This is a genomic window from Aeromonas sp. ASNIH2 (genome assembly GCF_002934795.1).
GTDB lineage: Bacteria > Pseudomonadota > Gammaproteobacteria > Enterobacterales > Aeromonadaceae > Aeromonas > Aeromonas caviae.
In genome coordinates, this window is the sequence record NZ_CP026406.1 from 4,118,859 (window position 1) to 4,144,293 (window position 25,435).

21 protein-coding genes, 1 tRNA gene and 4 pseudogenes are annotated in these 25,435 nt (G+C 57.7%); 6 read left to right on the forward strand and 20 right to left on the reverse strand.

What is annotated here, in order from left to right:
* Window positions 1-3 precede the first annotated feature (3 nt).
* From C3F36_RS19745 to C3F36_RS19780, 8 genes are all read right to left on the reverse strand, one after another.
* On the reverse strand, window positions 4-453 hold the full coding sequence (locus C3F36_RS19745; RefSeq protein ID WP_039038940.1) for a hypothetical protein: 450 nt from the start codon (window positions 451-453) through the stop codon (window positions 4-6).
* A 118-nt stretch (window positions 454-571) separates the two neighbouring features.
* Entirely contained in the window at window positions 572-1,057 is a 486-nt protein-coding gene (locus C3F36_RS19750; protein ID WP_010674393.1) for a YqhA family protein, read from the reverse strand.
* 82 nt (window positions 1,058-1,139) lie between these two features.
* The gene (locus C3F36_RS19755; protein WP_010674394.1) at window positions 1,140-1,841 is read right to left on the reverse strand and encodes a peptidase; all 702 of its coding nucleotides are present in this window, start codon (window positions 1,839-1,841) and stop codon (window positions 1,140-1,142) included.
* A 31-nt stretch (window positions 1,842-1,872) separates the two neighbouring features.
* Window positions 1,873-2,673, reverse strand: coding sequence for a transglutaminase family protein (locus tag C3F36_RS19760; RefSeq protein WP_010674395.1), 801 nt, complete (start codon window positions 2,671-2,673; stop codon window positions 1,873-1,875).
* Window positions 2,670-3,596 carry an alpha-E domain-containing protein gene (locus tag C3F36_RS19765; RefSeq protein ID WP_010674396.1) on the reverse strand — a complete coding sequence of 309 codons (927 nt, stop codon included), beginning with the start codon at window positions 3,594-3,596 and terminating at the stop codon, window positions 2,670-2,672. The genes C3F36_RS19760 and C3F36_RS19765 overlap by 4 nt, the downstream gene beginning before the upstream one ends.
* Window positions 3,590-5,026, reverse strand: a complete 1,437-nt coding sequence (locus tag C3F36_RS19770; protein ID WP_010674397.1) for a circularly permuted type 2 ATP-grasp protein — start codon at window positions 5,024-5,026, stop codon at window positions 3,590-3,592. Before C3F36_RS19770 ends, C3F36_RS19765 begins: the two co-directional genes overlap by 7 nt.
* 358 nt (window positions 5,027-5,384) lie before the next feature.
* Window positions 5,385-7,097, reverse strand: a complete 1,713-nt coding sequence (locus C3F36_RS19775; RefSeq protein ID WP_104455754.1) for a hypothetical protein — start codon at window positions 7,095-7,097, stop codon at window positions 5,385-5,387.
* A 239-nt stretch (window positions 7,098-7,336) separates the two neighbouring features.
* Window positions 7,337-7,412: transfer RNA gene (locus C3F36_RS19780), tRNA-Asn, on the reverse strand.
* A gap of 228 nt (window positions 7,413-7,640) precedes the next feature.
* Between C3F36_RS19780 and C3F36_RS23395 the strand changes: the two genes are divergently transcribed.
* A complete protein-coding gene (locus tag C3F36_RS23395) occupies window positions 7,641-7,793 on the forward strand; it encodes a hypothetical protein (RefSeq protein WP_158656157.1) in 153 nt (50 codons plus the stop codon).
* An 11-nt stretch (window positions 7,794-7,804) separates the two neighbouring features.
* Here the strand turns inward: C3F36_RS23395 and C3F36_RS19785 are convergent, their stop codons facing one another.
* From C3F36_RS19785 to C3F36_RS19830, 11 genes and pseudogenes are all read right to left on the reverse strand, one after another.
* Window positions 7,805-8,836: an IS630-like element ISAhy2 family transposase gene (locus tag C3F36_RS19785; protein ID WP_001809438.1), complete on the reverse strand. Its 1,032-nt coding sequence runs from the start codon at window positions 8,834-8,836 to the stop codon at window positions 7,805-7,807.
* 177 nt (window positions 8,837-9,013) lie between these two features.
* Window positions 9,014-9,574, reverse strand: a pseudogene (gene bla / locus C3F36_RS19790) (class A beta-lactamase); the annotation flags it as partial.
* 14 nt (window positions 9,575-9,588) lie between these two features.
* On the reverse strand, window positions 9,589-10,620 hold the full coding sequence (locus tag C3F36_RS19795; RefSeq protein ID WP_001809438.1) for an IS630-like element ISAhy2 family transposase: 1,032 nt from the start codon (window positions 10,618-10,620) through the stop codon (window positions 9,589-9,591).
* Between the two features lie 108 nt (window positions 10,621-10,728).
* A pseudogene (locus C3F36_RS19800) lies at window positions 10,729-11,034 on the reverse strand (serine hydrolase); the annotation flags it as partial.
* Between the two features lie 182 nt (window positions 11,035-11,216).
* The gene (locus C3F36_RS24195) at window positions 11,217-11,372 is read right to left on the reverse strand and encodes a helix-turn-helix domain-containing protein (RefSeq protein WP_040223181.1); all 156 of its coding nucleotides are present in this window, start codon (window positions 11,370-11,372) and stop codon (window positions 11,217-11,219) included.
* A gap of 3 nt (window positions 11,373-11,375) precedes the next feature.
* Window positions 11,376-11,519, reverse strand: a pseudogene (locus tag C3F36_RS24200) (recombinase family protein); the annotation flags it as partial.
* A gap of 208 nt (window positions 11,520-11,727) precedes the next feature.
* Complete coding sequence (locus C3F36_RS19810; protein ID WP_010676219.1) at window positions 11,728-12,825, reverse strand: ISAs1-like element ISAs1 family transposase; 1,098 nt, start codon at window positions 12,823-12,825, stop codon at window positions 11,728-11,730.
* 130 nt (window positions 12,826-12,955) lie between these two features.
* On the reverse strand, window positions 12,956-13,780 hold the full coding sequence (locus tag C3F36_RS19815) for an oxacillin-hydrolyzing class D beta-lactamase OXA-9 (protein WP_000722315.1): 825 nt from the start codon (window positions 13,778-13,780) through the stop codon (window positions 12,956-12,958).
* A 59-nt stretch (window positions 13,781-13,839) separates the two neighbouring features.
* Window positions 13,840-14,628 carry an ANT(3'')-Ia family aminoglycoside nucleotidyltransferase AadA1 gene (gene aadA1 / locus C3F36_RS19820; protein WP_001206315.1) on the reverse strand — a complete coding sequence of 263 codons (789 nt, stop codon included), beginning with the start codon at window positions 14,626-14,628 and terminating at the stop codon, window positions 13,840-13,842.
* 69 nt (window positions 14,629-14,697) lie between these two features.
* Window positions 14,698-15,252 carry an aminoglycoside N-acetyltransferase AAC(6')-Ib' gene (locus C3F36_RS19825; RefSeq protein ID WP_014454105.1) on the reverse strand — a complete coding sequence of 185 codons (555 nt, stop codon included), beginning with the start codon at window positions 15,250-15,252 and terminating at the stop codon, window positions 14,698-14,700.
* A gap of 233 nt (window positions 15,253-15,485) precedes the next feature.
* Window positions 15,486-16,043 (reverse strand): recombinase family protein, encoded by a 558-nt coding sequence (locus C3F36_RS19830; protein ID WP_001217881.1) that lies wholly within the window; start codon window positions 16,041-16,043, stop codon window positions 15,486-15,488.
* 163 nt (window positions 16,044-16,206) lie between these two features.
* On the opposite strand from C3F36_RS19830, the pseudogene C3F36_RS19835 reads away from it, so the two are divergent.
* Window positions 16,207-17,106 (forward strand): annotated as a pseudogene (locus tag C3F36_RS19835) (DUF4158 domain-containing protein); the annotation flags it as partial.
* Window positions 17,107-17,157: 51 nt separating this feature from the next.
* Here the strand turns inward: C3F36_RS19835 and tnpR are convergent.
* Window positions 17,158-18,873 carry a Tn3-like element Tn4401 family resolvase TnpR gene (tnpR, locus tag C3F36_RS19840; RefSeq protein WP_004152391.1) on the reverse strand — a complete coding sequence of 572 codons (1,716 nt, stop codon included), beginning with the start codon at window positions 18,871-18,873 and terminating at the stop codon, window positions 17,158-17,160.
* Between the two features lie 109 nt (window positions 18,874-18,982).
* Between tnpR and tnpA the strand changes: the two genes are divergently transcribed.
* The 4 genes from tnpA (at window position 18,983) to C3F36_RS19865 (ending at window position 25,188) form a co-directional block, all read left to right on the forward strand.
* Window positions 18,983-22,012: a Tn3-like element Tn4401 family transposase gene (gene tnpA / locus C3F36_RS19845; RefSeq protein WP_004152392.1), complete on the forward strand. Its 3,030-nt coding sequence runs from the start codon at window positions 18,983-18,985 to the stop codon at window positions 22,010-22,012.
* A 106-nt stretch (window positions 22,013-22,118) separates the two neighbouring features.
* Window positions 22,119-23,144 (forward strand): IS21 family transposase, encoded by a 1,026-nt coding sequence (gene istA / locus C3F36_RS19850; protein ID WP_004199214.1) that lies wholly within the window; start codon window positions 22,119-22,121, stop codon window positions 23,142-23,144.
* Entirely contained in the window at window positions 23,141-23,920 is a 780-nt protein-coding gene (gene istB / locus C3F36_RS19855) for an IS21-like element ISKpn7 family helper ATPase IstB (protein ID WP_004152394.1), read from the forward strand. The genes istA and istB overlap by 4 nt, the downstream gene beginning before the upstream one ends.
* A 386-nt stretch (window positions 23,921-24,306) precedes the next feature.
* Window positions 24,307-25,188 (forward strand): carbapenem-hydrolyzing class A beta-lactamase KPC-2, encoded by an 882-nt coding sequence (locus C3F36_RS19865; RefSeq protein ID WP_004199234.1) that lies wholly within the window; start codon window positions 24,307-24,309, stop codon window positions 25,186-25,188.
* The last annotated feature ends 247 nt before the right edge of the window (window positions 25,189-25,435 follow it).

Consider the following 25,435-nt stretch of genomic DNA (forward strand, 5'->3'; position numbering starts at 1 on the left):
TGATCAGGTGCGCCATTTCAAGATGGTCCAGCGCCAGGCGTGGCGCAGCACCAGGGGCGTCAACGCGAGGGCGCTCAGCCAGTGGGCCCAGCTGGCAAGGTTGCCGAGGCTATCCCCCGGGGTGCCGTGCAGCACCAGCACCAGTCCGCTTGCCAGACAGATCAGCAGCAAGGCTTCGATGATGCGCCCGGTGGTGCGCAGAAAAGGCTTGCGGCTTTTGCGCAGCAGGCTGCGATGGGAGAGCCAGAAGGCGCCAAACAGCAAGGGGAACAGGGTGAGCGAGAGGGCGACGTGCAAAAACAGGTTCCAGCGCGCCAGGGACCAGGTCGGTGTCAGGGGTTCCCACAGCAGCAGACCGGAGAAAAACATCAGATAAAGGGCACCCTCGGCCGCCTGATGGTGATAGGCCAGCCACTGCCAGCAGTGTCGTGGTGAGAGGGAAAGACTCGTCATGGGTGCTCCAGCTCCCGGGCGGTTCAGCCCGGGGCGAGCAAGTTTACAATGCAGTAAGGGTAATGAAAAGAGTTATCAATTCGGCTCTTGATGAATAGACCCTGAATGGCGCCGGGCCCTATTTGTGCTCCGCCAGCCGCTCGGTCACCGCATAGATAAGTGCCGCGGTGGAGAAGGCGAGGAAGACGATGACCGACCACTTCATCTCGATCTCGTTGCCGGTGCCGTCGTCAAGGAAGGCTTTGAGCACCTCGATGCCGGCGATGGTCACCAGAGAGTTGATGACGATGAGCTTGAGGGACGCGAAGTTGATCTTGCTGAGCCAGTTGTCGCCGAGGGCCGCTCGCTGCTCCGGGGTCTTGATGAACTGCACGTAGCCGCAGATAGCCACCAGGATCAGCATCTGGGCCACCAGCACGAAGTCCACCAGGGTGAGTACCCCCGTGATGAGATCCAGATAGTGGATGTCGATGATGTCGCGGCACAGCACATAGAGCTGCATGGCGAACTTCACCATCAGGAGGGCGACACAGATAAGGATGCAGACATAGAAGGGGAACATCATCAACCGGCTGCCGTTGAGCATGACGTTGAAGCGGCGCATGGGAAACTCCATCGAAAAGGAAGGCAGCCAGAATATCCGGAAAGAAAGGAGCGGGAAAGCGCCTTGGCGCCTCCCGCCCGGCCTAGAGGGGGAAGGTGGGAAGGCCCTGGAACAACTGTTGCAACCCCTCGCCCCAGGCCTTTCGCAGCGCCACGAAATGGGGATTCTGTTCGGTGATGCGGTGCTGGTTCGTCGCCGAGAAGCTGCCCTCGTGATAGACCAGGGCATCCAGGGGCAAGCCCACCGACAGATTGCTGCGCAGGGTCGAGTCGATGGAGATGAGGGCGCACTGCAATGCGGTCTGAAGCGGCGTCTCATGGTGGATGATGCGATCGATGATGGGTTTGCCGTACTTGCTCTCACCAATCTGGAAGTAGGGGGTGTCGGCGCTCGCCTCGATGAAGTTGCCCTCCGGATAGATGTGGAACAGGCGGTGGCGCTCCCCCCGGATCTGCCCCCCCAGCAGGATGTTGCAGCCGAAGTTGATATGGCCCTGCTGCTGACCCCCATCCCGGCTGATGACGGTGCGTATGGTCTGGCCGATGAGGGCGGCAGCCTCGTAGAGGCTGGGGAGGGCAAGGAGCTCCTGCCCCTCCGTCAGCAGGCTGATGACGCTCTGGGTGGTGGCCAGATTGCCGGCGCTTTGCAGCACTATCACCCTGTCCTCCCGGGTGAAGAGGTGCAATTTGCGGAAGGTGGCGATGTGATCCACCCCCGCATTGGTGCGCGAGTCGGACGCAAACACCATGCCGTCTTGCAGGCACATGGCGACGCAATAGGTCATGACCGCACTCCCGCCAGGACTCTCCCGGTCTTCATTGCTGCTGTCCATCCAGGCGGGTCACCTGCGCCTGGCTCTGCAACTGTTCGCACCCGCCGCCATAGCGCACGCCGCGCACCGGACAGGCATCCAGATAATCCATGCCGACCGCGAGCTTGAGGTGCTCGCTGGTGGAGCTGGTGAGGTTGGTGACGTCGAACGTGTGCCAGCGCTCCTCGATCCACACCTCGGCCCAGGCGTGCATCGCCACGTGGCTGTTGTCCTGGCTGTAGAGGTAACCGCTCACGTACCGGGCCGGCAGGCCGGCGTGGCGGCAGCAGGTCAGGAAGACATGGGTGTGGTCCTGACAGACGCCGCTGCCCGAAGCAAGTGCCTCGTCGGCGCTGAAGGTGGCATCCGTGCTGCCAGGTTGATAGGGCATCAGCACCAGGATGCGTGCCATCAGGCTCTGCAAGTCGGCCAGGGTCGGCTCCTCTGGCAGGCAGGCCTTCGCAAGATCCTGCAGGGCCGGGGTCGGGCGGGTGAGGGGGGTGGGCCTCAGGTAGCTCAGGGGAGAGATGAGGGAGGACTCCTCATCTTCCGGGGCGTCGTCGCAGATCTCCACCTCCCCGTGGGCGCGGATCAGGATCCCCTCGTGGGGGGACTCCAGGCTCAGCACGTGCAGTATGTTGCCGTAACCGTCCGTGGTGCAGGTGGCCTCCCCCGGCAGCTCCAGCTCCCAGGAGAGGATCTGCTGGCGGGCCGTGCTGTGGGGGGTCAGGCGCAGGTACTGGGTACTACGGCGCACCACGTCGGCATAGTGGTAGCGGGTCTGGTGATCGATGATGAGTCTCATAATACCTCCAGGTAGGCGGCGTGGATGCTCTGGCCGATGGCGCCGATGTCGCTGAGGAAATCACTCAGGTACTCCTGCATGCCGAGGGCAAAGACATCGTCGATGGCGCCATAGGTCAGATGGGCGTTGAGTATGGTGGTCAGGCGCCGGGGCGTCTGACCGGCGTTGCCCTCGATCTGGGCCAGGATCAGCTCCATCTCGTCGAGGCAGGCCCGCAGGGAGCGCGGCACTTCATTGCGCAGGATCAGCAGCTCGGCGATGGAGGCATGGGAGAGCGTCTTGTAGAGGGTCTGGTGGGCCTCGTAAGCACCCACTGACCGCAACAGGGCGTTCCAGCGGTAGAACTCGCGCACGCTGTCCTCGTCCTCCCGGATCACCTGATACTTCACGGTCAGGATGCGCGCCGTGTTGTCGGCCCGCTCGATGAAGGTACCAAGGCGCAGGAACCAGAGCACGTCACCGCGCATGATGGTGCCATAGGTGGCGCCGCGAAACTGGTGGGAGCGCTCCTTGATCCAGTCGAAGAACTCCTGGGCCTGGCCGCTGGAGAGCCCCGCCTGGCGGCGCCGGCGGATCTCTATCCAGGCGGCGTTGATGCTCTCCCACACCTCACCGGGGATCTTGCCCCGCACGGCGTGGGCGTTGTCCCTGGCCATGCGCAGACAACTGAAGATGCTGCTCGGGTTCTCCTCGTCGAAGCAGAAAAATTGCAGCAGGTTCTCCATGTTCACCTGGCCGTAGCGGGCCAGGAAGGGCTCGTGAGTGCCGCTGATGGTGAGGGGCGCCACCAGCTCGCTGTGATCGGCGTCGATGGAGGGCATCAGCGACATGGTCTGGGTGACGTCCAGCATGCGCGCCGTGTTCTCCGCCCGCTCCAGGTGGCGGGACATCCAGTAAAGTTCGCTTGCGGTGCGGCTCAGCATGGGCTGCCCTCCATGACCCAGGTGTCCTTGGTGCCACCGCCCTGGGAGGAGTTGACCACCAGGGAGCCTTCGGTGAGGGCGACCCGGGTCAGGCCGCCCGGTACCAGGCGCAGCTCCTGCCCCGTGAGAACGAAGGGGCGCAGGTCGATGTGGCGGGGGGCGATGCCGGCGTCGACGAAGGTCGGGCAGGTGGAGAGGGAGAGGGTCGGCTGGGCGATGTAGTTGTCCGGCCGCGCCTTGAGCAGCTCGCGAAAACGGGCCAGCTCCTCGCGACTGGCGCAGGGGCCGATAAGCATGCCGTAGCCGCCGGCGCCATGGACCTCCTTGACCACCAGCTCCTCCAGATTGGCCAGCACGTGGGAGAGGGCAGCCGGCTCGCGGCACTGCCAGGTGGGCACGTTGTTGAGAATGGGATCTTCCCCCAGATAGAAGCGGATCATCTCCGGCACATAGGGGTAGATGGACTTGTCATCCGCCACCCCGGTGCCGATGGCATTGGCCAGCACCACGCCGCCAGCGCGGTAGACCGAGAGCAGCCCGGGCACGCCGATGAGGGAGTCCGGGTTGAAGGCAAGGGGATCGAGGAAGTCGTCGTCGATGCGGCGATAGATGACATCCACCCGTTTCAGCCCCGTGGTGGTGCGCATCAGCACCTGACCATCCTTGACCACCAGATCCGCGCTCTCCACCAGCTCCACCCCCATCTGCTGGGCGAGGAAGCTGTGCTCGAAGTAGGCGCTGTTGAAGCGCCCCGGGGTCATCACCACCACGCAGGGGTTGTCCACCGGGCTGCTCTCGCGCAGGGTCTGCAGCAACAGGGCCGGGTAGCGCTCCACCGGGGCGATGGGCTGGTTGTGAAACAGCTCCGGGAAGAGGCGCATCATCATCTTGCGGTTCTCCAGCATGTAGGAGACCCCGGAGGGGGTGCGCAGGTTGTCCTCCAGCACATAGTACTCACCGTCGTGGTTGCGGATGATGTCGACCCCTGTGATGTGGACATAGGTGTCCCGGTGCAAGTCGACCCCCTGCATGCAGGGCTGGTACTGGGCATTGGTGAGGATCTGGGCGGCCGGGATCACCCCCGCCTTCAGGATGCGCTGATCGTGATAGATGTCGTGCAGAAAGGCATTGAGGGCGGTGACGCGCTGGCGGATCCCCTTGTCCAGATGTTGCCACTCCCGGGCGGGAATGATGCGGGGAATGCTGTCGAACGGGATGAGGCGCTCGGCGCCGTCCCCATCCCCGTAGACGTTGAAGGTGATGCCGACCCGGCGAAACAGCAGGTCGGCCTCTTCACGCTTGCGTTCTATGCTCTTCTCGTCGGTCTGGTGCAGCCACGAGAGGTAGGCGTGGTAATGATCGCGAAACTGGTTGTCGGTGAGCAGCATCTCGTCGTAACAACCGGGTCCGGGGGGCTTGATGGGCAGCATAGGCAACTCCTTGTGACGTCCCTGCGTACATCACAAAGTGCAAGGGCTGTGCCAGCCAATTGAGTCGCTATCGAGGCCAGTGTCAGTAATTTTTTATTGAAAAATCATATGGATGACTTTTATGTCATCACGGGGCAAGGCAGGGCGCACCAGAGTGGTACCCCATAGAGGGTAAGCCTGCGCCATCTTGTGGCAACAGGCCATGAGGGCAAGGGACGGGCGCATCGGGATGCGGGGGCGGAAGGCGAGCGCCCTTGCCCCGAGGTGGGGCAGGGGGATAAGAAAGAACCCGACCGATGGCCGGGCTTGGGGGGATTCAGGCACCGGGAGTGGAGGGGCGGCCTGCTGGCCCCAACGTTCAACCTTCTGGCAGGGGATCATGCAGGGACGGGGCCAGGGCAAACCAGGCCGAAGCCAGGTCCGGGCTGCCCAGCGGCGTCGCGGCCATGAGGTCACGAACGTCAAACTCGTCCGGCACGCTGGCGGCGTGATGTTCCCAGACATGATCCAGCGTGGCTTCCTGCCGTGCGGGCAGGGCGGCAATCTCGGCGGGGCTGCAAAGCCCGTGGTGCAGGAGCTGGGGAGCATAATCGAGCATGAGCTGCTCCCGGCAGGCCGTGCGGATGTCGTCCCTGCTCCCCAGGTGACGCAAGGCTTCCAGGTTGCCAGCAAGCCAGCCGAGGCGGGCTGCTTCACAGCCGAGGTCGTGCCATGCGGCCAGTTTGTCCGTCGCGTCGGCCAGTTGCTGATTCATCTGTCGGCGCATCCGCAGCAGCAGTTGGCCCAGGGGAGTGCCGTCATCCAGGAATTCATCAGGCCAGGCCAGAATATCCTTCGCCACCTTCATCAGGACGGGCATGCTGTCTCCCTCGGCGGTGCCGACCAGATCGCACAGTTGCAGGGTAGGAGCGATGCGATTTCGCAGGAATTTTCCCTGGGCACCACACCGCTGCATGCAATGTTGCAGGGAGGTTCGCATCAGTTCGACGGCGACGGCTTTGACCAGGCCTGCGTCGGTCTGAAAGCGGGAGGAGTGCCGTCCATCCGGCAAATGTCGTTGCTTTATCCCTTCGTACAGCGCCATGGCGGCCAGCCCCGTCACATAGGCACGAGTCAGTATCCGGCGGTGCAGGGCATGGTGCGCCAGCGGTATGACCCGCCCGTTGTGGGCGTGCAGCGGTCGTTGCTGCGCGTAGTGAATGGCCAGTGCGAGGCTCAGTTTCAAGCCGGGGATCAGGGAGGCGGTCAGCACCAGTTTTCCCCACTCAACACGGCGCAGGGAGCTGAAGAAAATGTCGCGTTGGCTGGCAAGACGAGAGTGAAAGATGCCCCCAGCACTGATGTCGTGCTCATGACCCCTGAGCCATGCCCAGCGGGGGAGCGCCACCTGTTCGAAGGTGATGATGGCGTGATCCACCACGTCGAAGTAGGGGAGGTCGAGCACGTCCGGGCTGGAGACGCTGACCCCCTGACACAGTGCGCCACGGGCGTCCCGGCAGGGCACCAGAAAGGGATGAATGCCGCAGTCTTGCTTGCCGACCCACAATCTGGCCATCACCACGCTGCTCTTGGGTTGCCCTTCCAGGGCGATGTAGGGCATGAACTTGGCGGCATGCCGATGGGGGGTATGGAGGATAAAACCGTCAGTGGCACAGTCGTAGCGGACTTCGGTTGCCATGCTCATGGCATTGTTGCCACAACCCAGTTCGGTGACCAGATAGAGCCCGTGAGTGCGCAGGGCCAGAGCCTCCTCAATCTGGCCGATGATCTCCGGATGGTGCCGATCCCCCAGCTCCAGCAGCGTGCCGAGATAGAGATTGTAATGACTGGCCAGCAAGGGGCAGAGCCCCCCTTGCCGGGTCAGGCAGGGAGACTCCATCAGGGTGAGGAGGGGGGCCAGGTCGTCAACGATATCCTCTTGCCCGAGTGCAGCCGTGCTGGCGACAGTGTGGAAAATCCGGTAGATGGCCCGGGTCCGTTGTGCCTTCTCGAGATGATGGAGATCGGGGAACAGGGTGTCGTTGAGTGCCAGGGCATGCAGGCGACTGGCCAGTGAAGCAGGGTGTGACATGATGGCTCCTTGACTGGTTAGATCCAAATGGTCCCTTTTGAATCAATCATAGTCTTTGGGATCTCTGTGACACCCTGGTGACGCGCCTAGGGACGAGTAAGGGTCGTCATCGAAGGCCATGGGGAATCAGGAAAGCAAGCAGGTGGCGGTTTGGCGCGCCATCGGGCAGGGGGGGGCCGTGGACAGGCCCGGAAGAGCAGATATGAAAAAGCCCAGCCAAAAGGCTGGGCTTTAAAATGTGGCTCCCTCGACAGGACTTGAACCTGTGACATACGGATTAACAGTCCGCCGTTCTACCGACTGAACTACGAGGGAATTGGCTCCTCCTACTGGACTCCATTCATTTATCAACGGATTGGGATAACCGCCGAGCCGTCGTGTCCGTCGCGACTTTTTAGCCATTTATGATCCCACTTGAGCGAGCTTGATGATAAGCCCCAAACGTTTCCCATGTGATATTGATCAGATGTCTTATGGTTTGCGCTTGCCCAAATGATGAACTGCGTTAGTCTGTCGTGCATCATCTGTAAAAAGGATAATAAAATGAATGTCATACAGCAGCAGGCAGTCGCACTTCTTGAAAACGTGGCTCGCTGGGCTGAGGTCACTCGTCGAGCGAAATCTCGCTATCAGGCCGAGCTGGCACCAGATTTCAGCCTGATGGACTGGCTAAAGAATGATGAACTAAATAACTGATCCCAATAGTGCTACACCTTCGCTGTGCCATAGCCATTCCCCGGGAAAGGAGACACGGTATCCATGAAGTGTTTCACTCGGGCCAGCAGGTTTGCCATCCCTCTGCATTGATGATTGCGCGTGATGGTTTCATGTAACTTGTGCCATAGCCGTTCTATGTGATTAACCCAAGGGCTGTAAACTGGCTGGAACACCAGGCAGAACTTGGGATTCTTCTTCAACCATCGCTCGGTCTGTTTGCTTTTGTGAATGATGTAGTTATCGAGGATCAACGTGATGGTTTTGGCTCGTCGGTAGTGGTGGCGCAGCTTTTCCAGCATGGCAATAAACAGCGATGAGTTTTTCTTGATCCCGCTGACGTAAAGTACCCTTCCGTTGCCTGCGTGGAGAACGCCTGCCAGATAATGCTTGGCATTCTGCCCCGGTGTGACAACCCGCTTTTGCTGCGCTCTGAACATCCAGTCGGCTCCTAATTTGGGATTGAGGTCTATATCGACTTCATCCTCATAAAACACCGGATTATCGGCATCACAGCGGGCCAGCGCGGCGTCGATATTCGCCATTTTTTCCTGATAGGCTGGGTCTTTTATCCGCAAGGTCGGCACGGGCCTGCGCCAGACAATGCCCATACGAGGTAACCATCGGCGGAGCGTGGAGGCTGCCACATTGAGCCCTGTTAACCGATTGATTTTTATAGCCAATAGTTCAGTACACCAACGGCTGCGCTGATAACCAAAATCTTGCGGAGAAAACTGCATGAGCAGCACCAGTAGGGTGACAATCTTGGCGATAGGTAAGACTGGGGCACGGCCAGCCGGTAAGGCTTCTAGCGCATCTATGCCTTCATCTCGATACCACCGAAGCCAACGACCGATGGTCGAGCGCGCAGCGCCGGTAAGGTGATGAACATCGGTGATCGTGCGTCCTTCATGTAACAGCAAGATGGCCATCAAGCGACGAGCATGTCCTTTATCACGGGTGGCATGGATGATTTTGTGAATGCGGCGCCGTTGTGGTCGTGGCAGAGGTGGTAGGATAGGCATCAACTCAGTCCTTTGGGTGTGGCTTGTTTTGTTTAGCGACTAATCAGATCGCACAAACTGGACTGAGTTCCCTTCCTCCGGTGATCTACTATTCGGAACAGCTATTTAGATCCTTTTAAATTAAAAATGAAGTTTTAAATCAATCTAAAGTATATATGAGTAAACTTGGTCTGACAGTTACCAATGCTTAATCAGTGAGGCACCTATCTCAGCGATCTGTCTATTTCGTTCATCCATAGTTGCCTGACTCCCCGTCGTGTAGATAACTACGATACGGGAGGGCTTACCATCTGGCCCCAGTGCTGCAATGATACCGCGAGACCCACGCTCACCGGCTCCAGATTTATCAGCAATAAACCAGCCAGCCGGAAGGGCCGAGCGCAGAAGTGGTCCTGCAACTTTATCCGCCTCCATCCAGTCTATTAATTGTTGCCGGGAAGCTAGAGTAAGTAGTTCGCCAGTTAATAGTTTGCGCAACGTTGTTGCCATTGCTGCAGGCATCGTGGTGTCACGCTCGTCGTTTGGTATGGCTTCATTCAGCTCCGGTTCCCAACGATCAAGGCGAGTTACATGATCCCCCATGTTGTGCAAAAAAGCGGTTAGCTCCTTCGGTCCTCCGATCGTTGTCAGAAGTAAGTTGGCCGCAGTGTTATCACTCATGGTTATGGCAGCACTGCATAATTCTCTTACTGTCATGCCATCCGTAAGATGCTTTTCTGTGACTGGTGAGTAAATAACTGATCCCAATAGTGCTACACCTTCGCTGTGCCATAGCCATTCCCCGGGAAAGGAGACACGGTATCCATGAAGTGTTTCACTCGGGCCAGCAGGTTTGCCATCCCTCTGCATTGATGATTGCGCGTGATGGTTTCATGTAACTTGTGCCATAGCCGTTCTATGTGATTAACCCAAGGGCTGTAAACTGGCTGGAACACCAGGCAGAACTTGGGATTCTTCTTCAACCATCGCTCGGTCTGTTTGCTTTTGTGAATGATGTAGTTATCGAGGATCAACGTGATGGTTTTGGCTCGTCGGTAGTGGTGGCGCAGCTTTTCCAGCATGGCAATAAACAGCGATGAGTTTTTCTTGATCCCGCTGACGTAAAGTACCCTTCCGTTGCCTGCGTGGAGAACGCCTGCCAGATAATGCTTGGCATTCTGCCCCGGTGTGACAACCCGCTTTTGCTGCGCTCTGAACATCCAGTCGGCTCCTAATTTGGGATTGAGGTCTATATCGACTTCATCCTCATAAAACACCGGATTATCGGCATCACAGCGGGCCAGCGCGGCGTCGATATTCGCCATTTTTTCCTGATAGGCTGGGTCTTTTATCCGCAAGGTCGGCACGGGCCTGCGCCAGACAATGCCCATACGAGGTAACCATCGGCGGAGCGTGGAGGCTGCCACATTGAGCCCTGTTAACCGATTGATTTTTATAGCCAATAGTTCAGTACACCAACGGCTGCGCTGATAACCAAAATCTTGCGGAGAAAACTGCATGAGCAGCACCAGTAGGGTGACAATCTTGGCGATAGGTAAGACTGGGGCACGGCCAGCCGGTAAGGCTTCTAGCGCATCTATGCCTTCATCTCGATACCACCGAAGCCAACGACCGATGGTCGAGCGCGCAGCGCCGGTAAGGTGATGAACATCGGTGATCGTGCGTCCTTCATGTAACAGCAAGATGGCCATCAAGCGACGAGCATGTCCTTTATCACGGGTGGCATGGATGATTTTGTGAATGCGGCGCCGTTGTGGTCGTGGCAGAGGTGGTAGGATAGGCATCAACTCAGTCCTTTGGGTGTGGCTTGTTTTGTTTAGCGACTAATCAGATCGCACAAACTGGACTGAGTTCCCTTCCTCCGGTGATCTACTATTCGGAACAGCTATTTACTCAACCAAGTCATTCTGAGAATAGTGTATGCGGCGACCGAGTTGCTCTTGCCCGGCGTCAACACGGGATAATACCGCGCCACATAGCAGAACTTTAAAAGTGCTCATCATTGGAAAACGTTCTTCGGGGCGAAAACTCTCAAGGATCTTACCGCTGTTGAGATCCAGTTCGATGTAACCCACTCGTGCACCCAACTGATCTTCAGCATCTTTTACTTTCACCAGCGTTTCTGGGTGAGCAAAAACAGGAAGGCAAAATGCCGCAAAAAAGGGAATAAGGGCGACACGGAAATGTTGAATACTCATACTCTTCCTTTTTCAATATTATTGAAGCATTTATCAGGGTTATTGTCTCATGAGCGGATACATATTTGAATGTATTTAGAAAAATAAACAAATAGGGGTTCCGCGCACATTTCCCCGAAAAGTGCCACCTGACGTCTAAGAAACCATTATTATCATGACATTAACCTATAAAAATAGGCGTATCACGAGGCCCTTTCGTCTTCAAGAATTTTATAAACCGTGGAGCGGGCAATACTGAGCTGATGAGCAATTTCCGTTGCACCAGTGCCCTTCTGATGAAGCGTCAGCACGACGTTCCTGTCCACGGTACGCCTGCGGCCAAATTTGATTCCTTTCAGCTTTGCTTCCTGTCGGCCCTCATTCGTGCGCTCTAGGATCCTCCGGCGTTCAGCCTGTGCCACAGCCGACAGGATGGTGACCACCATTTGCCCCATATCACCGTCGGTACTGATCCCGTCGTCAATAAACCGAACCGCTACACCCTGAGCATCAAACTCTTTTCATGATATATCTCCCAATTTGTGTAGGGCTTATTATGCACGCTTAAAAATAATAAAAGCAGACTTGACCTGATAGTTTGGCTGTGAGCAATTATGTGCTTAGTGCATCTAACGTTCAAGGTGAGCGGACTCGCGCGGCTTTATGCGCGAGGTCCGCTCGAGCGCCAGGGCGGGAGCACACTTTGTTGATATTTTAACCAAAGAATAACTGAGCCCGATAGTCGTCATTCCAGCCGGCTCTTTTTAGCTTGTTTCTCTGACTTCGAGCACCACAATTGCTCTGTTTTACGATATTCAATACGAACCGCCGGAATAGCGCCATATTCTCGACCGCATCCTCCATCGCTATCCTGGAAGCATCCTCGTTGAACACCACATCAAGAATGTAATGCTGGCTGTTCTCTATCCGCCAGTGCTGCCGTATATAGTGCCCTAGCAGCTTGTGCTTGGGGGATAACGAGCTGACATAGTAAGAGGTATCTACCGTTCCTTTTCCGTTGGCGCTGCGGTGACGCTCAACGGCAATGATGCTGCGGATTGTCGGCCATTTCTCCGTCAACTCTGGCGGTAATTTGGCTTTTAATTGAAATACATAACGCTCTTCCTGGCGGCCATGTCCACTCTCTTTGTGCTCGACGACAATCTTCTCTTTCTGGGCGTCAAACAGTGACTGGAATTGCGATTGAACCGCTTGATACAGCTTCGGTTGATTATTCTTGACCTGTACCACTACATGAGCCTTCTTCTCGCTGATTTTCTCCAGTGTCTCACGCTGACAATGCAACGCATCGAGTGTGACAACGGCTCCTTTTAGCTCAAGAATGTCCAGCATATCTTTGACGGTTTCGATTTCCCCCTTCTTGTTAGGGGTTGCTTTCTGGCTTAACACCAGCCCATTTTCGGTATCGTAAGCCGTGACCAACTGAAGCGCATCCTTGGCATTTCCCCGAAAGGAGCCGCGTAACACCTTGCCATCAAAGGCAATGATGGGTTTGCCCTGATGAGTGCGCTGTTCATTGACCCAGCACAGCAACGCTTCAAGCAAGGTATCGATGACAATGCAGCGCAGAATGCGGGCAACCGTGTGACGCCGCGGGATGCCGTTGGCAAAGGGGCGATGCTGACGGAGCCAATCGATCTTTGAATCGCCATAGGTTTCGATGTCATTCCAGCCCTCGGCACCACTCATGATGGCACTGATGACAAGGAACATGACATCAACCAGGTTATGTTTACGATTGATCTCAGAGCGAGTTTCTTCGACAAGGGTAAGGTGTTCAATCAACGTCATAGCGCGTGCCTCCTGCATGGAGACGCGATTAGATCACAGACGATCTGCCTGTTCAAATTTCATTAACAAAGTGCGATCCCGCCCTGGCTCGAGCGCAGGGTTATGCATCTGCTCTCGATGACGCCACATATCATTTGTTACCCATCAACACGGGTAATTCCACGAGAATATCCTCTCGTGCTTTAGACCCGCCGGGAATATCGGACTTTTCCTTTCCTATTTCCAATCGGGCGAAAACAACTTGCCGTCCGTTTTTTTCAGCCCAGCCCACGAACCAGCCCTGCGGACGACTTTCATTTATCTTGCCGTTATTGTCCCGAAGCCAGCCGCTGCCGCTTTTTCCATGTACAGCCCATCCTTCGGCTGCCTGGTACTGCGGGATTGTGGCATACGCCATGTCATAAGCCGCTTCGGATACAGGCAGCTTATGCGCGACAAAGCGTAGAAGAAACTGAATTTGCTCCTTGGGAGATATGGTGAGCGACGACATCAGCCATGACTGGGTCAAGCCGTTATGCTTCCCCGAGTCACCGGAAACATCTTGATTACCGTACTCAAATTTCTTTACGTATTCCGTGAACCGATCAACTCCCAGACGGCTTGTTAATTGCTGCGAGAACCAGACAACAGAGTCGCTTTGCCATAGCGCCGGATAGACTTGTTTGTATGTGCGATCTCTCGGAGACGGGTTGTATTCCGGCTTCAATTCCCACGTAGGTGATTTTGGCGACTGCAAGATTCCACTATCAAACCCCATGATTGCCAATGGAAGTTTAAAAGACGAGCACGGAGACACACGACGGGCACATTCTCCGGTCTCATATAAGGTATTTCCGGTAATGGCGTCTGCGATGATGGTGCATTTAAGCGTTTCAACCTCATCAGAAGCCACGGAACTGATTGGGAGAGTGGCGGAAACGAACACCAACATATGCAGCAGCAAAATTTTTTTCATCAAGGTATCCTTCATTGCTCCGCTGTGCGCTTAATAGGTGCATAACTTTGTTTTAGACATTATTTGCCGACTACCTTGGTGATCTCGCCTTTCACGTAGTGAACAAATTCTTCCAACTGATCTGCGCGCGAGGCCAAGCGATCTTCTTGTCCAAGATAAGCCTGCCTAGCTTCAAGTATGACGGGCTGATACTGGGCCGGCAGGCGCTCCATTGCCCAGTCGGCAGCGACATCCTTCGGCGCGATTTTGCCGGTTACTGCGCTGTACCAAATGCGGGACAACGTAAGCACTACATTTCGCTCATCGCCAGCCCAGTCGGGCGGCGAGTTCCATAGCGTTAAGGTTTCATTTAGCGCCTCAAATAGATCCTGTTCAGGAACCGGATCAAAGAGTTCCTCCGCCGCTGGACCTACCAAGGCAACGCTATGTTCTCTTGCTTTTGTCAGCAAGATAGCCAGATCAATGTCGATCGTGGCTGGCTCGAAGATACCTGCAAGAATGTCATTGCGCTGCCATTCTCCAAATTGCAGTTCGCGCTTAGCTGGATAACGCCACGGAATGATGTCGTCGTGCACAACAATGGTGACTTCTACAGCGCGGAGAATCTCGCTCTCTCCAGGGGAAGCCGAAGTTTCCAAAAGGTCGTTGATCAAAGCTCGCCGCGTTGTTTCATCAAGCCTTACGGTCACCGTAACCAGCAAATCAATATCACTGTGTGGCTTCAGGCCGCCATCCACTGCGGAGCCGTACAAATGTACGGCCAGCAACGTCGGTTCGAGATGGCGCTCGATGACGCCAACTACCTCTGATAGTTGAGTCGATACTTCGGCGATCACCGCTTCCCTCATGATGTTTAACGTTTGACATGAGGGGCGGCCAAGGGCGCCAGCCCTTGGACGTCCCCCTCGATGGAAGGGTTAGGCAACACTGCGTGTTCGCTCGAATGCCTGGCGTGTTTGAACCATGTACACGGCTGGACCATCTGGGGTGGTTACGGTACCTTGCCTCTCAAACCCCGCTTTCTCGTAGCATCGGATCGCTCGCAAGTTGCTCGGCGACGGGTCCGTTTGGATCTTGGTGACCTCGGGATCATTGAACAGCAACTCAACCAGAGCTCGAACCAGCTTGGTTCCCAAGCCTTTGCCCAGTTGTGATGCATTCGCCAGTGACTGGTCTATTCCGCGTACTCCTGGATCGGTTTCTTCTTCCCACCATCCGTCCCCGCTTCCAAGAGCAACGTACGACTGGGCATACCCAATCGGCTCTCCATTCAGCATTGCAATGTATGGAGTGACGGACTCTTGCGCTAAAACGCTTGGCAAGTACTGTTCCTGTACGTCAGCAAGTGTCGGGCGTGCTTCTTCTCCGCCCCACCACTCGACGATATGAGATCGATTTAGCCACTCATAGAGCATCGCAAGGTCATGCTCAGTCATGAGGCGCAGTGTGACGGAATCGTTGCTGTTGGTCACGATGCTGTACTTTGTGATGCCTAACTTTGTTTGGAAATGTTGAATACTCATACTCTTCCTTTTTCAATATTATTGAAGCATTTATCAGGGTTATTGTCTCATGAGCGGATACATATTTGAATGTATTTAGAAAAATAAACAAATAGGGGTTCCGCGCACATTTCCCCGAAAAGTGCCACCTGACGTCTAAGAAACCATTATTATCATGACATTAACCTATAAAAATAGGCGTATCACGAGGCCCTTTCGTCTTCAAGAATTTTATAAACCGTGGAGCGGGCAATACTGAGCTGATGAGCAATTTCCGTTGCACCAGTGCCCTTCTGATGAAGCGTCAGCACGACGTTCCTGTCCACGGTACGCCTGCGGCCAAATTTGATTCCTTTCAGCTTTGCTTCCTGTCGGCCCTCATTCGTGCGCTCTAGGATCCTCCGGCGTTCAGCCTGTGCCACAGCCGACAGGATGGTGACCACCATTTGCCCCATATCACCGTCGGTACTGATCCCGTCGTCAATAAACCGAACCGCTACACCCTGAGCATCAAACTCTTTTATCAGTTGGATCATGTCGGCGGTGTCGCGGCCAAGACGGTCGAGCTTCTTCACCAGAATGACATCACCTTCCTCCACCTTCATCCTCAGCAAATCCAGCCCTTCCCGATCTGTTGAACTGCCGGATGCCTTGTCGGTAAAGATGCGGTTAGCTTTTACCCCTGCATCTTTGAGCGCTCTGATCTGAATATCGAGGGACTGCTGGCTGGTTGAGACCCGCGCATAACCAAAAATTCGCATAAAAATGTACCTTAAATCGAATATCAGACACGATGTGTCTATTATGCCAAAATGACGATTTAATGGACACTCAAACGAAGCCGTTTTACTATGTCTGATAATTTATAACATTTCGTACGGTTGGAAAAATGTTACTAAATGCCCGTCAGGCAGGGAGGCCGATATGCCCGTTGACTTTCTGACCACTGAGCAGACTGAAAGCTATGGCAGATTCACCGGTGAACCGGATGAGCTTCAGCTGGCACGATATTTTCACCTTGATGAAGCAGACAAGGAATTTATCGGAAAAAGCAGAGGTGATCACAACCGTCTGGGCATTGCCCTGCAAATTGGATGTGTCCGTTTTCTGGGCACCTTCCTCACCGATATGAATCATATTCCTTCCGGCGTCCGGCATTTTACCGCCAGACAGCTCGGGATTCGTGATATCACCGTTCTTGCAGAATACGGTCAGAGGGAAAATACCCGCCGTGAGCATGCAGCGCTGATACGTCAGCACTATCAGTATCGTGAATTTGCCTGGCCCTGGACATTTCGCCTTACCCGTCTTTTATATACCCGGAGCTGGATAAGCAACGAACGTCCTGGCCTGCTTTTCGATCTGGCGACAGGGTGGCTTATGCAACATCGTATTATTCTCCCCGGAGCCACTACGCTGACCCGGTTGATTTCAGAGGTAAGGGAAAAGGCGACGTTGCGCCTGTGGAACAAACTGGCACTGATACCGTCAGCCGAACAGCGTTCACAGCTGGAGATGCTGCTGGGGCCAACTGATTGCAGCCGCCTGTCTTTACTGGAATCACTGAAAAAGGGCCCTGTGACCATCAGTGGTCCGGCGTTTAATGAAGCAATTGAACGCTGGAAAACTCTGAACGATTTTGGCCTGCATGCTGAAAACCTGAGTACACTCCCGGCTGTGCGCCTGAAAAATCTCGCACGTTATGCTGGTATGACTTCGGTGTTCAATATTGCCAGGATGTCACCGCAGAAAAGGATGGCGGTTCTGGTTGCCTTTGTCCTTGCATGGGAAACGCTGGCGCTGGATGATGCATTGGACGTTCTGGGGTTCTAAGCGGGAATCCCAGAAAATTCCGTCATTCCGTATGATGAAAATTCAGTCGACTCCTCGCTTGACGTGACGAGCGCCAAAAGCCTGCCGCATCTGCCTGGCGCGCTCGAGCTCATCGCCATGCAAATACATCGACGTCGTGGCGATCGACGCATGGCGTAGGTTGTCGCGCACCGCGGTGAGCTGAGCTCCCCGGGCCAACGCATGGCTGGCATGACTGTGACGCATCCAATGAGGCGTGGCACGGCGCAGCTTTTCGGCGGCGACCGGATGATCGGCCTCAATGGCCTCAGCGGCTTGCGTAAAGAATCTTCGCAACACGCACCAAAGGTGAGGGCCGGTGATGCCGGCATTACCGTCTTCCCCAAGACTGCCCACCAGGGGCGTTTTCGGATTCCACCGTTCCCGGCTGACTGGCAGTTGACGCTGTGCCAAGTATTGGTCCAGCGCCGTATACGCGAGCGGCGGCAAGGCCACCTTACCTGGTTTGCCACCTTTGCCAACCAAATGCAGCCAGTGGTCACCGTGCTCGTCGAGGCGGACATTACCCAGGACGGCGCCGACCAGTTCGCTAGCGCGCAGGCCCGTGGCATAGCCGAAGTCGAGCATGAAGCGCAGGCGTTGTGCTGCCGGCTCGGACCAGCCGTAGGACCATTCCAGGCCGTCTGCAATGGCGCGCAGCAGTAGCCATTCTCCCTCGGTAAAGCCTCGCGCCGTATCCAGTGCGGGCCGCAAGGCGTGACCGCGTACCTTGACGCCGGCGAAAGGGTTGGCCAGCACATAGCGCTGCTCGATGAGCCACCGGAACAGCGCCGAGAGCACCGTCAGCGCATACGCTGCCGAGCGTGCGGACAAGCCGCCCGAGAAGGGGCGCCATTCCACCGAATCGCGTGGTCGAGGTGGCCCCACCCAACGCTCGCGCGGGGTCGGGTGCCGGACAAAGGCCCGGTACGCGATTGCATCGTCCGTGGTCAGGGATGATAGCGCCCGTCCGCGTTCGACGATGGCCCACAGGATTAGCCGCGCAGCCTCCTTGCGATAGGCGCGCTGTGTGGCGACAGTCTCGTGCAGCGCCAGCCAGGCCTGCACGGCCTCGTAGTCGTTGGTCGCATTCAGCGTGCAAGCGTTGCGCGGGGCCCGGAAATTGCCCTGCGAGCCGTCGACTTCGTTCGGCAGACGCAACTGCTCCCACGGCACGATGCCGCTGGGCTGAATAATCGGGATCAGGGCCCGGGCGCGCTCGGTGAGCTGCGGATGTGCGGCAAAGAAAGCCTCGACCTGCCGGGCGCCTGTCATGCCGAGTCCCTCGATGGCTTTCCACCAGCCACGCCGGCGGGGAATGCGCACGGTCAGCGCCGAGAGGGTGTGGATACCGTACGCCTGCAGTGCCCTGACGGTCCTCGGAGACAGCCACTGGTCGATGCTGTCGCTGATCTGGGGCTTCGGCGCCGGCAGCGTGGGCAAGAGCCGGATCGCGCGTTCGACGGCACCCGCGCGCCCCTGTCGCTCTTCGGGGGCGTGCTGGAACACGTCGGCCAGATCCGGCCGGTGGCGGCTGTTGGCGAAAACGATGAGCTGGCGGCGGATATGCCCCAGCATCCCTCGCGCTGATTGACCGGCGGCCTTGCGTGCCGCCAGGTAGTGTTCAACGGCCGCGCGAGAGCTGAGTCCCGCGTACCAGCCGCGCAAGGCAGCCAGCGAATCCGCATCGGGAAAGCCGACTGGGGTAGAACTCGAAGCCGTAGTCTGGCCCGTTTTCATATGGACAGGTTGCGATTCGAAAAGCGAGTAACGCGATAATAACGATTATTTCAGTAGAATCGAAAATGCCCCATGTTTCTACGAAACCTCAAGATAGCAAGAACGGGCCATGAGCAAGAAGAACAAGCTACTCAGCGTCCTATCCGACGCCGAACAGGAGGCCTTGTATGGCCTGCCGGAGTTCGATGATGCGCAGCAGCTGGAATATCTGGCTGTGACAGAAACCGAGTTGGCGCTTGCCAACAGCCGGCCCAGTCTTCATGCCAAGGTCTATTGCCTCTTGCAGATCGGCTACTTCAAGGCCAAGCATGCCTTCTTCAGTTTCGACTGGGACGAAGTCGAGGACGATTGCGCTTTCGTGCTGAGCCGCTATTTCCACGGCGAGGTGTTCGAACCCAAGGCGATCACCAAGCATGAACGCTACACCCAGCGCGAGCAGATCGCCAAACTATTCGGCTACTGGCCGTGGTCGGCCGCCTTCCTGCCGCAGCTCGAGCAGCAGGCCGCACGGACCGTGCGGCGTGACGTAACGCCGGGGTTCGTCGCCGCCGAGCTGATCGTCTGGCTCAATGAGCACAAGATTATCCGGCCCGGCTATACGACCTTGCAAGAGTTGGTCAGCGAAACGCTATCCGCCGAGCGCCGGCGCCTGGGCAATCTGCTGGAGCAAGCGTTGGACGAATCTGCCAAGGCCGCGCTGAGCCAGCTTCTGGTCCGTGATGACACCCTGTCGCAACTGGCGGCGCTCAAGCAGGACGCCAAGAATTTCGGCTGGCGCCAGATGGTCCGCGAGCGCGAAAAGCGCGCCACGCTGGAGCCGCTGCACGCAATCGCCAAGACACTGCTGCCTAAACTCGACGTCTCGCAGCAGAACCTGCTGTACTACGCGAGCCTGGCAAACTTCTACACCGTCCACGACCTGCGCAATCTGAAGGCCGATCAGACCCAACTCTACCTGCTGTGCTATGCCTGGGTACGCTACCGGCAGCTCTCCGACAACCTGGTCGATGCGATGGCGTACCACATGAAGCAGTTGGAGGACGAAAGCAGCGCTGGTGCCAAACAATCCTTTGCCGACGAGCAGGTGCGCCGTCAGCAGGAAACGCCGCGGGTAGGCCGCCTGCTGTCACTCTACGTTGATGATAGCGTGGCCGATCCCACGCCCTTCGGCGAGGTGCGGCAGCGCGCCTACAAGATCATGCCTCGCGATACGCTGCAAACCACGGCGCAGCGTATGAGCGTGAAGCCGGCGAGCAAGCTGGCCTTGCAGTGGCAGGCGGTGGACGGGCTGGCCGACCGCATGCGCCGCCATCTTCGTCCACTGTACGTTGCGCTCGACCTCTCCGGCTCCAATCCAGACAGTCCATGGCTTGCCGCGCTGGCCTGGGCCAAAGGTGTTTTTGCCAAGCAGCAGCGGCTGTCGCAACGGCCACTCGACGAGTGGCCCGCGGCGACACTTCCGAAACGCTTGCGGCCGTACCTGCTGACCTTCGACGCCGACGGTAAACCAACCGGCCTGCACGCTGACCGCTACGAGTTCTGGCTGTACCGCCAGATCAGGAAGCGTCTCCAATCGGGTGAACTCTACCTCGACGACAGCCTGCAACACCGGCACTTCTCAGATGAACTGGTTGAGATGGACAGGAAGATCGATGTGCTCGCAAAAATGGAGATCCCCTTCCTGCAGCAACCCGTCCATGCCCAACTCGATGCGCTGACTGCCGAACTGCGCACGCAGTGGCTGGCGTTCAACCGCGAGCTGAAACAGGGCAAGCTGACGCACCTCGAATACAACAAGGACACGCAGAAACTGACCTGGCGCAAGCCCAAGAGCGAGAATGAGAAAGCGCGCGAAAAGGCATTCTACGAGAAGCTTCCGTTCTGCGACGTGGCCGACGTGTTTCGCTTCGTCAACGACGAGTGCAAGTTTCTGTCGGCGTTCACGCCCATGCAGCCGCGCTACGCGAAGAAGGTCGCCGACGCTGACAGCCTGATGGCGGTCATCATCGCGCAAGCGATGAACCACGGCAACCACGTCATGGCGCGCACCAGCGACATCCCGTACCACGTGCTGGATAGCGGCTACCAGCAGTACCTGCGCCAGGCAACGCTGCACGCGGCCAACGACTGCATCAGCAACGCCATCGCCACGCTACCGATCTTCCCATACTACTCGTTCGACCTCGAAACGCTGTACGGTGCCGTCGACGGGCAGAAATTCAGCGTCGAACGGCCGACCGTGAAGGCGCGCTATTCGCGCAAGTACTTCGGGCGCGGCAAGGGCGTGGTCGCCTACACGCTGCTGTGCAACCACATCCCGCTCAACGGCTACCTGATCGGCGCGCACGACTACGAGGCCCACCACGTGTTCGACATCTGGTATCGCAACACGTCGGACATCATGCCGACCGCGATCACCGGCGACATGCACAGCGTCAACAAGGCCAACTTCGCCATCCTGCATTGGTTTGGCCGGCGGTTCGAGCCGCGCTTCACCGACCTCAACGCGCAATTGAAAGAACTCTACTGCGCTGACGATCCAGCACAGTATCAGGCGTGCCTGATTCGGCCAGTCGGGAAAATCGACTGCGATCTCATCCATCGCGAGAAGCCGAACATCGACCGGATCGTCGCCACACTCGGGCTGAAGGAAATGACGCAGGGCACGCTGATCCGCAAGCTGTGCACCTACACCACGACGAACCCGACGCGGCGCGCGATCTTCGAGTTCGACAAGCTCATCCGCAGCATCTACACGCTTCGCTACCTGCGCGATCCGCAACTGGAACGCAACGTGCACCGCTCGCAAAATCGCCTCGAGTCCTACCATCAGCTACGCTCGGCCATTGCCCAGGTCGGCGGTAAGAAGGAACTGACCGGTCGCACCGACATTGAAATCGAGATCAGCAACCAGTGCGCACGGCTGATCGCCAACACGATCATTTTCTACAACTCGGCAATCTTGTCGCGGCTGGTGACCAAGTACGAGGCGGCCGGCAACAGCAAGGCGCTGGCACTCATCACAAAAATTTCGCCTGCGGCATGGCGGCACATCCTGCTCAACGGGCACTACACCTTTCAAAGCAGCGGCAAGACGATCGATCTCGATGCGATCGTCGCAGGCCTGGAACTGGAGTGACGGAATTTTCAGCGGTTCCGTGTTAGCAGCAGTGTAAAACTGACCCACCCCAGCGAAGTAAAACTGATCCACCTGGGCTAGTTTGGCGGCCTTTTCGAGGCCGTCGATGTTGACCCAGGAGCAAACCGTGGAAATCAGAGTTCTTGCCCGACAGGGCCACTCCATCCGGCACATCGCCCGCACGTTGGGGGTCTCGCGCAATACCGTGCGCCGCTACCTCCGCGATCCGTCGGTAGCGCGATACCAGCCCCGTGAACCACGCCCCACCAAACTGGGGCCATTTGAATCTTATCTGCGGCAACGGGTCGAGCAGGCCCACCCCATCTGGCTGCCTGCCACCGTCCTGAATCGGGAAATCCGCGCTCAAGGGTATGGCGGCGGTCTCTCGTTATTGCGCGCCTTCCTCGCCACGCTCAAGCCCGCCCGCCGCGAAGCAGGTCCGGCCGTCCGTTTCGAGACCGAGCCCGGACGGCAGTTGCAGGCTGATTTCGTGGTCTTGCGCCGGGCCAGATCCCCCATGTCGGCCTTCGTCGCCACGCTGGGATACAGCCGCATGACGTTTGTCACCTTCGTACCGGACGAATCCTTCGAGTCCGTGCGGGACTCCCTGTTGCTGGCTTTTGACTATCTGGGCGGTGTGCCCCGCGAGGTGTTGTTCGACAACATGAAGACCGTGGTGCTGGAACGCGATGCCTACGGTGACGGCAAGCACCGTTTTCACCCCGGCTTGCTTCAACTGGCCGATGACCTGGGGTTCCGGATCCGGCTGTGTCGCCCGTATCGGGCCCAGACCAAAGGCAAGGTCGAGCGCTTCAATCGCTACTTCCGCGAGAGCTTCTACAACCCGTTGCTGACCCGGATGAAGGGCACGGGGCTGCTGCTCGATTGTGCTGCTGCCAACCGACGCGTCCGTGACTGGTTGGCAGACGAGGCGAATGTGCGGGTCCACGCCACCCTGAACGAGCGCCCCATCGACCGTTGGCGGCAGGAGCGGGAACACCTGCAACCCTTGCCATCCCGTGTGCGGCGCGACGAGGCCCCCCTGCTGGATAACAGTCTCCGCCCGGTACCACTGGAATCTCTCCAGCACCCACTGTCTGTCTATGACGCAATTGGGGAGGCCTGCCGATGAACCTCCAGCATGAGCGGATCGACGCCCTGTGCCAGCAACTCAAACTCGAACGGGTGGCAACGCATTACCCCGTCCTGGCGCAGCAGGCGGTGCGCGAGGACTTCAGCTTCACCGACTTCCTGGAACACCTGTTGCGGCATGAAGCGGGGTGTCGCCAGCAGCGCAGCCGCGAACTGCTGACGCGGATGGCTTGCTTCCCGGGCATCAAGACCCTGGAGGACTATGACTTCAGCTTCAACCCCGGCGTGCCCAAGGCACTGGTGCAGGAGCTGGGCAGTCTGGCGTTTGTCGAACGGGCCGAGAACGTGGTGCTGATCGGACCCTCTGGCATCGGCAAGACCCACCTCGCCATCGCCTTGGGTTACAAGGCCGCGCAAGCCGGGGTCAAGACACGCTTCATCACGGCAGCCGACCTGATGCTGCAACTGAGCACGGCGCAGCGACAAGGGCGGCTGAAGGAATACTTCAACCGCGCCATCCTCGGTCCACGGCTGCTGGTGATCGATGAGATCGGCTACCTGCCTTTCGGACGCGAGGAAGCGAACCTGTTCTTTCAGGTGGTGGCGAAGCGCTATGAGAAAGGGGCGATGATCCTGACCTCGAACCTGCCGTTCAGCCAGTGGGCCGACGCGTTTGCCGGCGATACCACCCTGACAGCCGCGATGCTGGATCGGCTGCTGCACCATGCCCATATCCTGACCCTGAGCGGCGAAAGCTACCGCTTGAAGGACAAGAGGAAGGCGGGAGTGGTCAGGAAAAATTCCAAACCCGAATGATCCAGGTGGGTCAGTATTACTTTGGTGATTCAGGGGTAAAGTGGGTCAGTTTTCAGTTGGTGTTGACACCGGCGTACCCTCGGTGCTATCTTCGCGCCCCAATAGTCGGGGCTTGGCCAGGACTTCCTGAGGCCGTCCGTAACGTGGATGCCGAGGTCAGGCGAGGTGGCCGACCCATGAACGCCGACCTGATTCGTTTTTCAATAGCGCTGGACGTTGTGGTGCCAGGGACTTACCAACCCGATGTGTGCCCATCCGGGGCAGTTACAGCCGTTACAGCCTCTGGAGAGGGAGCGGCTTGCCGCTCGGTGATAATCCCAGCTGTAGCGGCCTGATTACATCCGGCCGCTACACCTAGCTCCACCTTCAAACAAGGAATATCGTTGATGTCACTGTATCGCCGTCTAGTTCTGCTGTCTTGTCTCTCATGGCCGCTGGCTGGCTTTTCTGCCACCGCGCTGACCAACCTCGTCGCGGAACCATTCGCTAAACTCGAACAGGACTTTGGCGGCTCCATCGGTGTGTACGCGATGGATACCGGCTCAGGCGCAACTGTAAGTTACCGCGCTGAGGAGCGCTTCCCACTGTGCAGCTCATTCAAGGGCTTTCTTGCTGCCGCTGTGCTGGCTCGCAGCCAGCAGCAGGCCGGCTTGCTGGACACACCCATCCGTTACGGCAAAAATGCGCTGGTTCCGTGGTCACCCATCTCGGAAAAATATCTGACAACAGGCATGACGGTGGCGGAGCTGTCCGCGGCCGCCGTGCAATACAGTGATAACGCCGCCGCCAATTTGTTGCTGAAGGAGTTGGGCGGCCCGGCCGGGCTGACGGCCTTCATGCGCTCTATCGGCGATACCACGTTCCGTCTGGACCGCTGGGAGCTGGAGCTGAACTCCGCCATCCCAGGCGATGCGCGCGATACCTCATCGCCGCGCGCCGTGACGGAAAGCTTACAAAAACTGACACTGGGCTCTGCACTGGCTGCGCCGCAGCGGCAGCAGTTTGTTGATTGGCTAAAGGGAAACACGACCGGCAACCACCGCATCCGCGCGGCGGTGCCGGCAGACTGGGCAGTCGGAGACAAAACCGGAACCTGCGGAGTGTATGGCACGGCAAATGACTATGCCGTCGTCTGGCCCACTGGGCGCGCACCTATTGTGTTGGCCGTCTACACCCGGGCGCCTAACAAGGATGACAAGCACAGCGAGGCCGTCATCGCCGCTGCGGCTAGACTCGCGCTCGAGGGATTGGGCGTCAACGGGCAGTAAGGCTCTGAAAATCATCTATTGGCCCACCACCGCCGCCCTTGCGGGCGGCATGGATTACCAACCACTGTCACATTTAGGCTAGGAGTCTGCGCGGCAGAGCCGTGTGACCGGTTTTCTGTAGAGCACTGACGATGGCGGCGGCGCTCTCTGCAATTGGCAAGGCGTCGGCGCCAAGGATACCAATCTTGCGGCGCGCGGCGTGTTATGACGACTGGGGTGCATTTGAGCCGCCCCATTTAACCTTCGC

Coding starts and splice junctions, on each gene's coding strand:
- C3F36_RS19745 (WP_039038940.1), bottom strand. CDS start 453: ATGACGAGTCTTTCCCTCTCACCACGACACTGCTGGCAGTGGCTGGCC.
- C3F36_RS19750 (WP_010674393.1), bottom strand. CDS start 1,057: ATGCGCCGCTTCAACGTCATGCTCAACGGCAGCCGGTTGATGATGTTC.
- C3F36_RS19755 (WP_010674394.1), bottom strand. CDS start 1,841: ATGACCTATTGCGTCGCCATGTGCCTGCAAGACGGCATGGTGTTTGCG.
- C3F36_RS19760 (WP_010674395.1), bottom strand. CDS start 2,673: ATGAGACTCATCATCGATCACCAGACCCGCTACCACTATGCCGACGTG.
- C3F36_RS19765 (WP_010674396.1), bottom strand. CDS start 3,596: ATGCTGAGCCGCACCGCAAGCGAACTTTACTGGATGTCCCGCCACCTG.
- C3F36_RS19770 (WP_010674397.1), bottom strand. CDS start 5,026: ATGCTGCCCATCAAGCCCCCCGGACCCGGTTGTTACGACGAGATGCTG.
- C3F36_RS19775 (WP_104455754.1), bottom strand. CDS start 7,097: ATGTCACACCCTGCTTCACTGGCCAGTCGCCTGCATGCCCTGGCACTC.
- C3F36_RS23395 (WP_158656157.1), top strand. CDS start 7,641: ATGAATGTCATACAGCAGCAGGCAGTCGCACTTCTTGAAAACGTGGCT.
- C3F36_RS19785 (WP_001809438.1), bottom strand. CDS start 8,836: ATGCCTATCCTACCACCTCTGCCACGACCACAACGGCGCCGCATTCAC.
- C3F36_RS19795 (WP_001809438.1), bottom strand. CDS start 10,620: ATGCCTATCCTACCACCTCTGCCACGACCACAACGGCGCCGCATTCAC.
- C3F36_RS19810 (WP_010676219.1), bottom strand. CDS start 12,825: ATGACGTTGATTGAACACCTTACCCTTGTCGAAGAAACTCGCTCTGAG.
- C3F36_RS19815 (WP_000722315.1), bottom strand. CDS start 13,780: ATGAAAAAAATTTTGCTGCTGCATATGTTGGTGTTCGTTTCCGCCACT.
- aadA1 (WP_001206315.1), bottom strand. CDS start 14,628: ATGAGGGAAGCGGTGATCGCCGAAGTATCGACTCAACTATCAGAGGTA.
- C3F36_RS19830 (WP_001217881.1), bottom strand. CDS start 16,043: ATGCGAATTTTTGGTTATGCGCGGGTCTCAACCAGCCAGCAGTCCCTC.
- tnpR (WP_004152391.1), bottom strand. CDS start 18,873: ATGAAAACGGGCCAGACTACGGCTTCGAGTTCTACCCCAGTCGGCTTT.
- tnpA (WP_004152392.1), top strand. CDS start 18,983: ATGAGCAAGAAGAACAAGCTACTCAGCGTCCTATCCGACGCCGAACAG.
- istA (WP_004199214.1), top strand. CDS start 22,119: ATGTTGACCCAGGAGCAAACCGTGGAAATCAGAGTTCTTGCCCGACAG.
- istB (WP_004152394.1), top strand. CDS start 23,141: ATGAACCTCCAGCATGAGCGGATCGACGCCCTGTGCCAGCAACTCAAA.
- C3F36_RS19865 (WP_004199234.1), top strand. CDS start 24,307: ATGTCACTGTATCGCCGTCTAGTTCTGCTGTCTTGTCTCTCATGGCCG.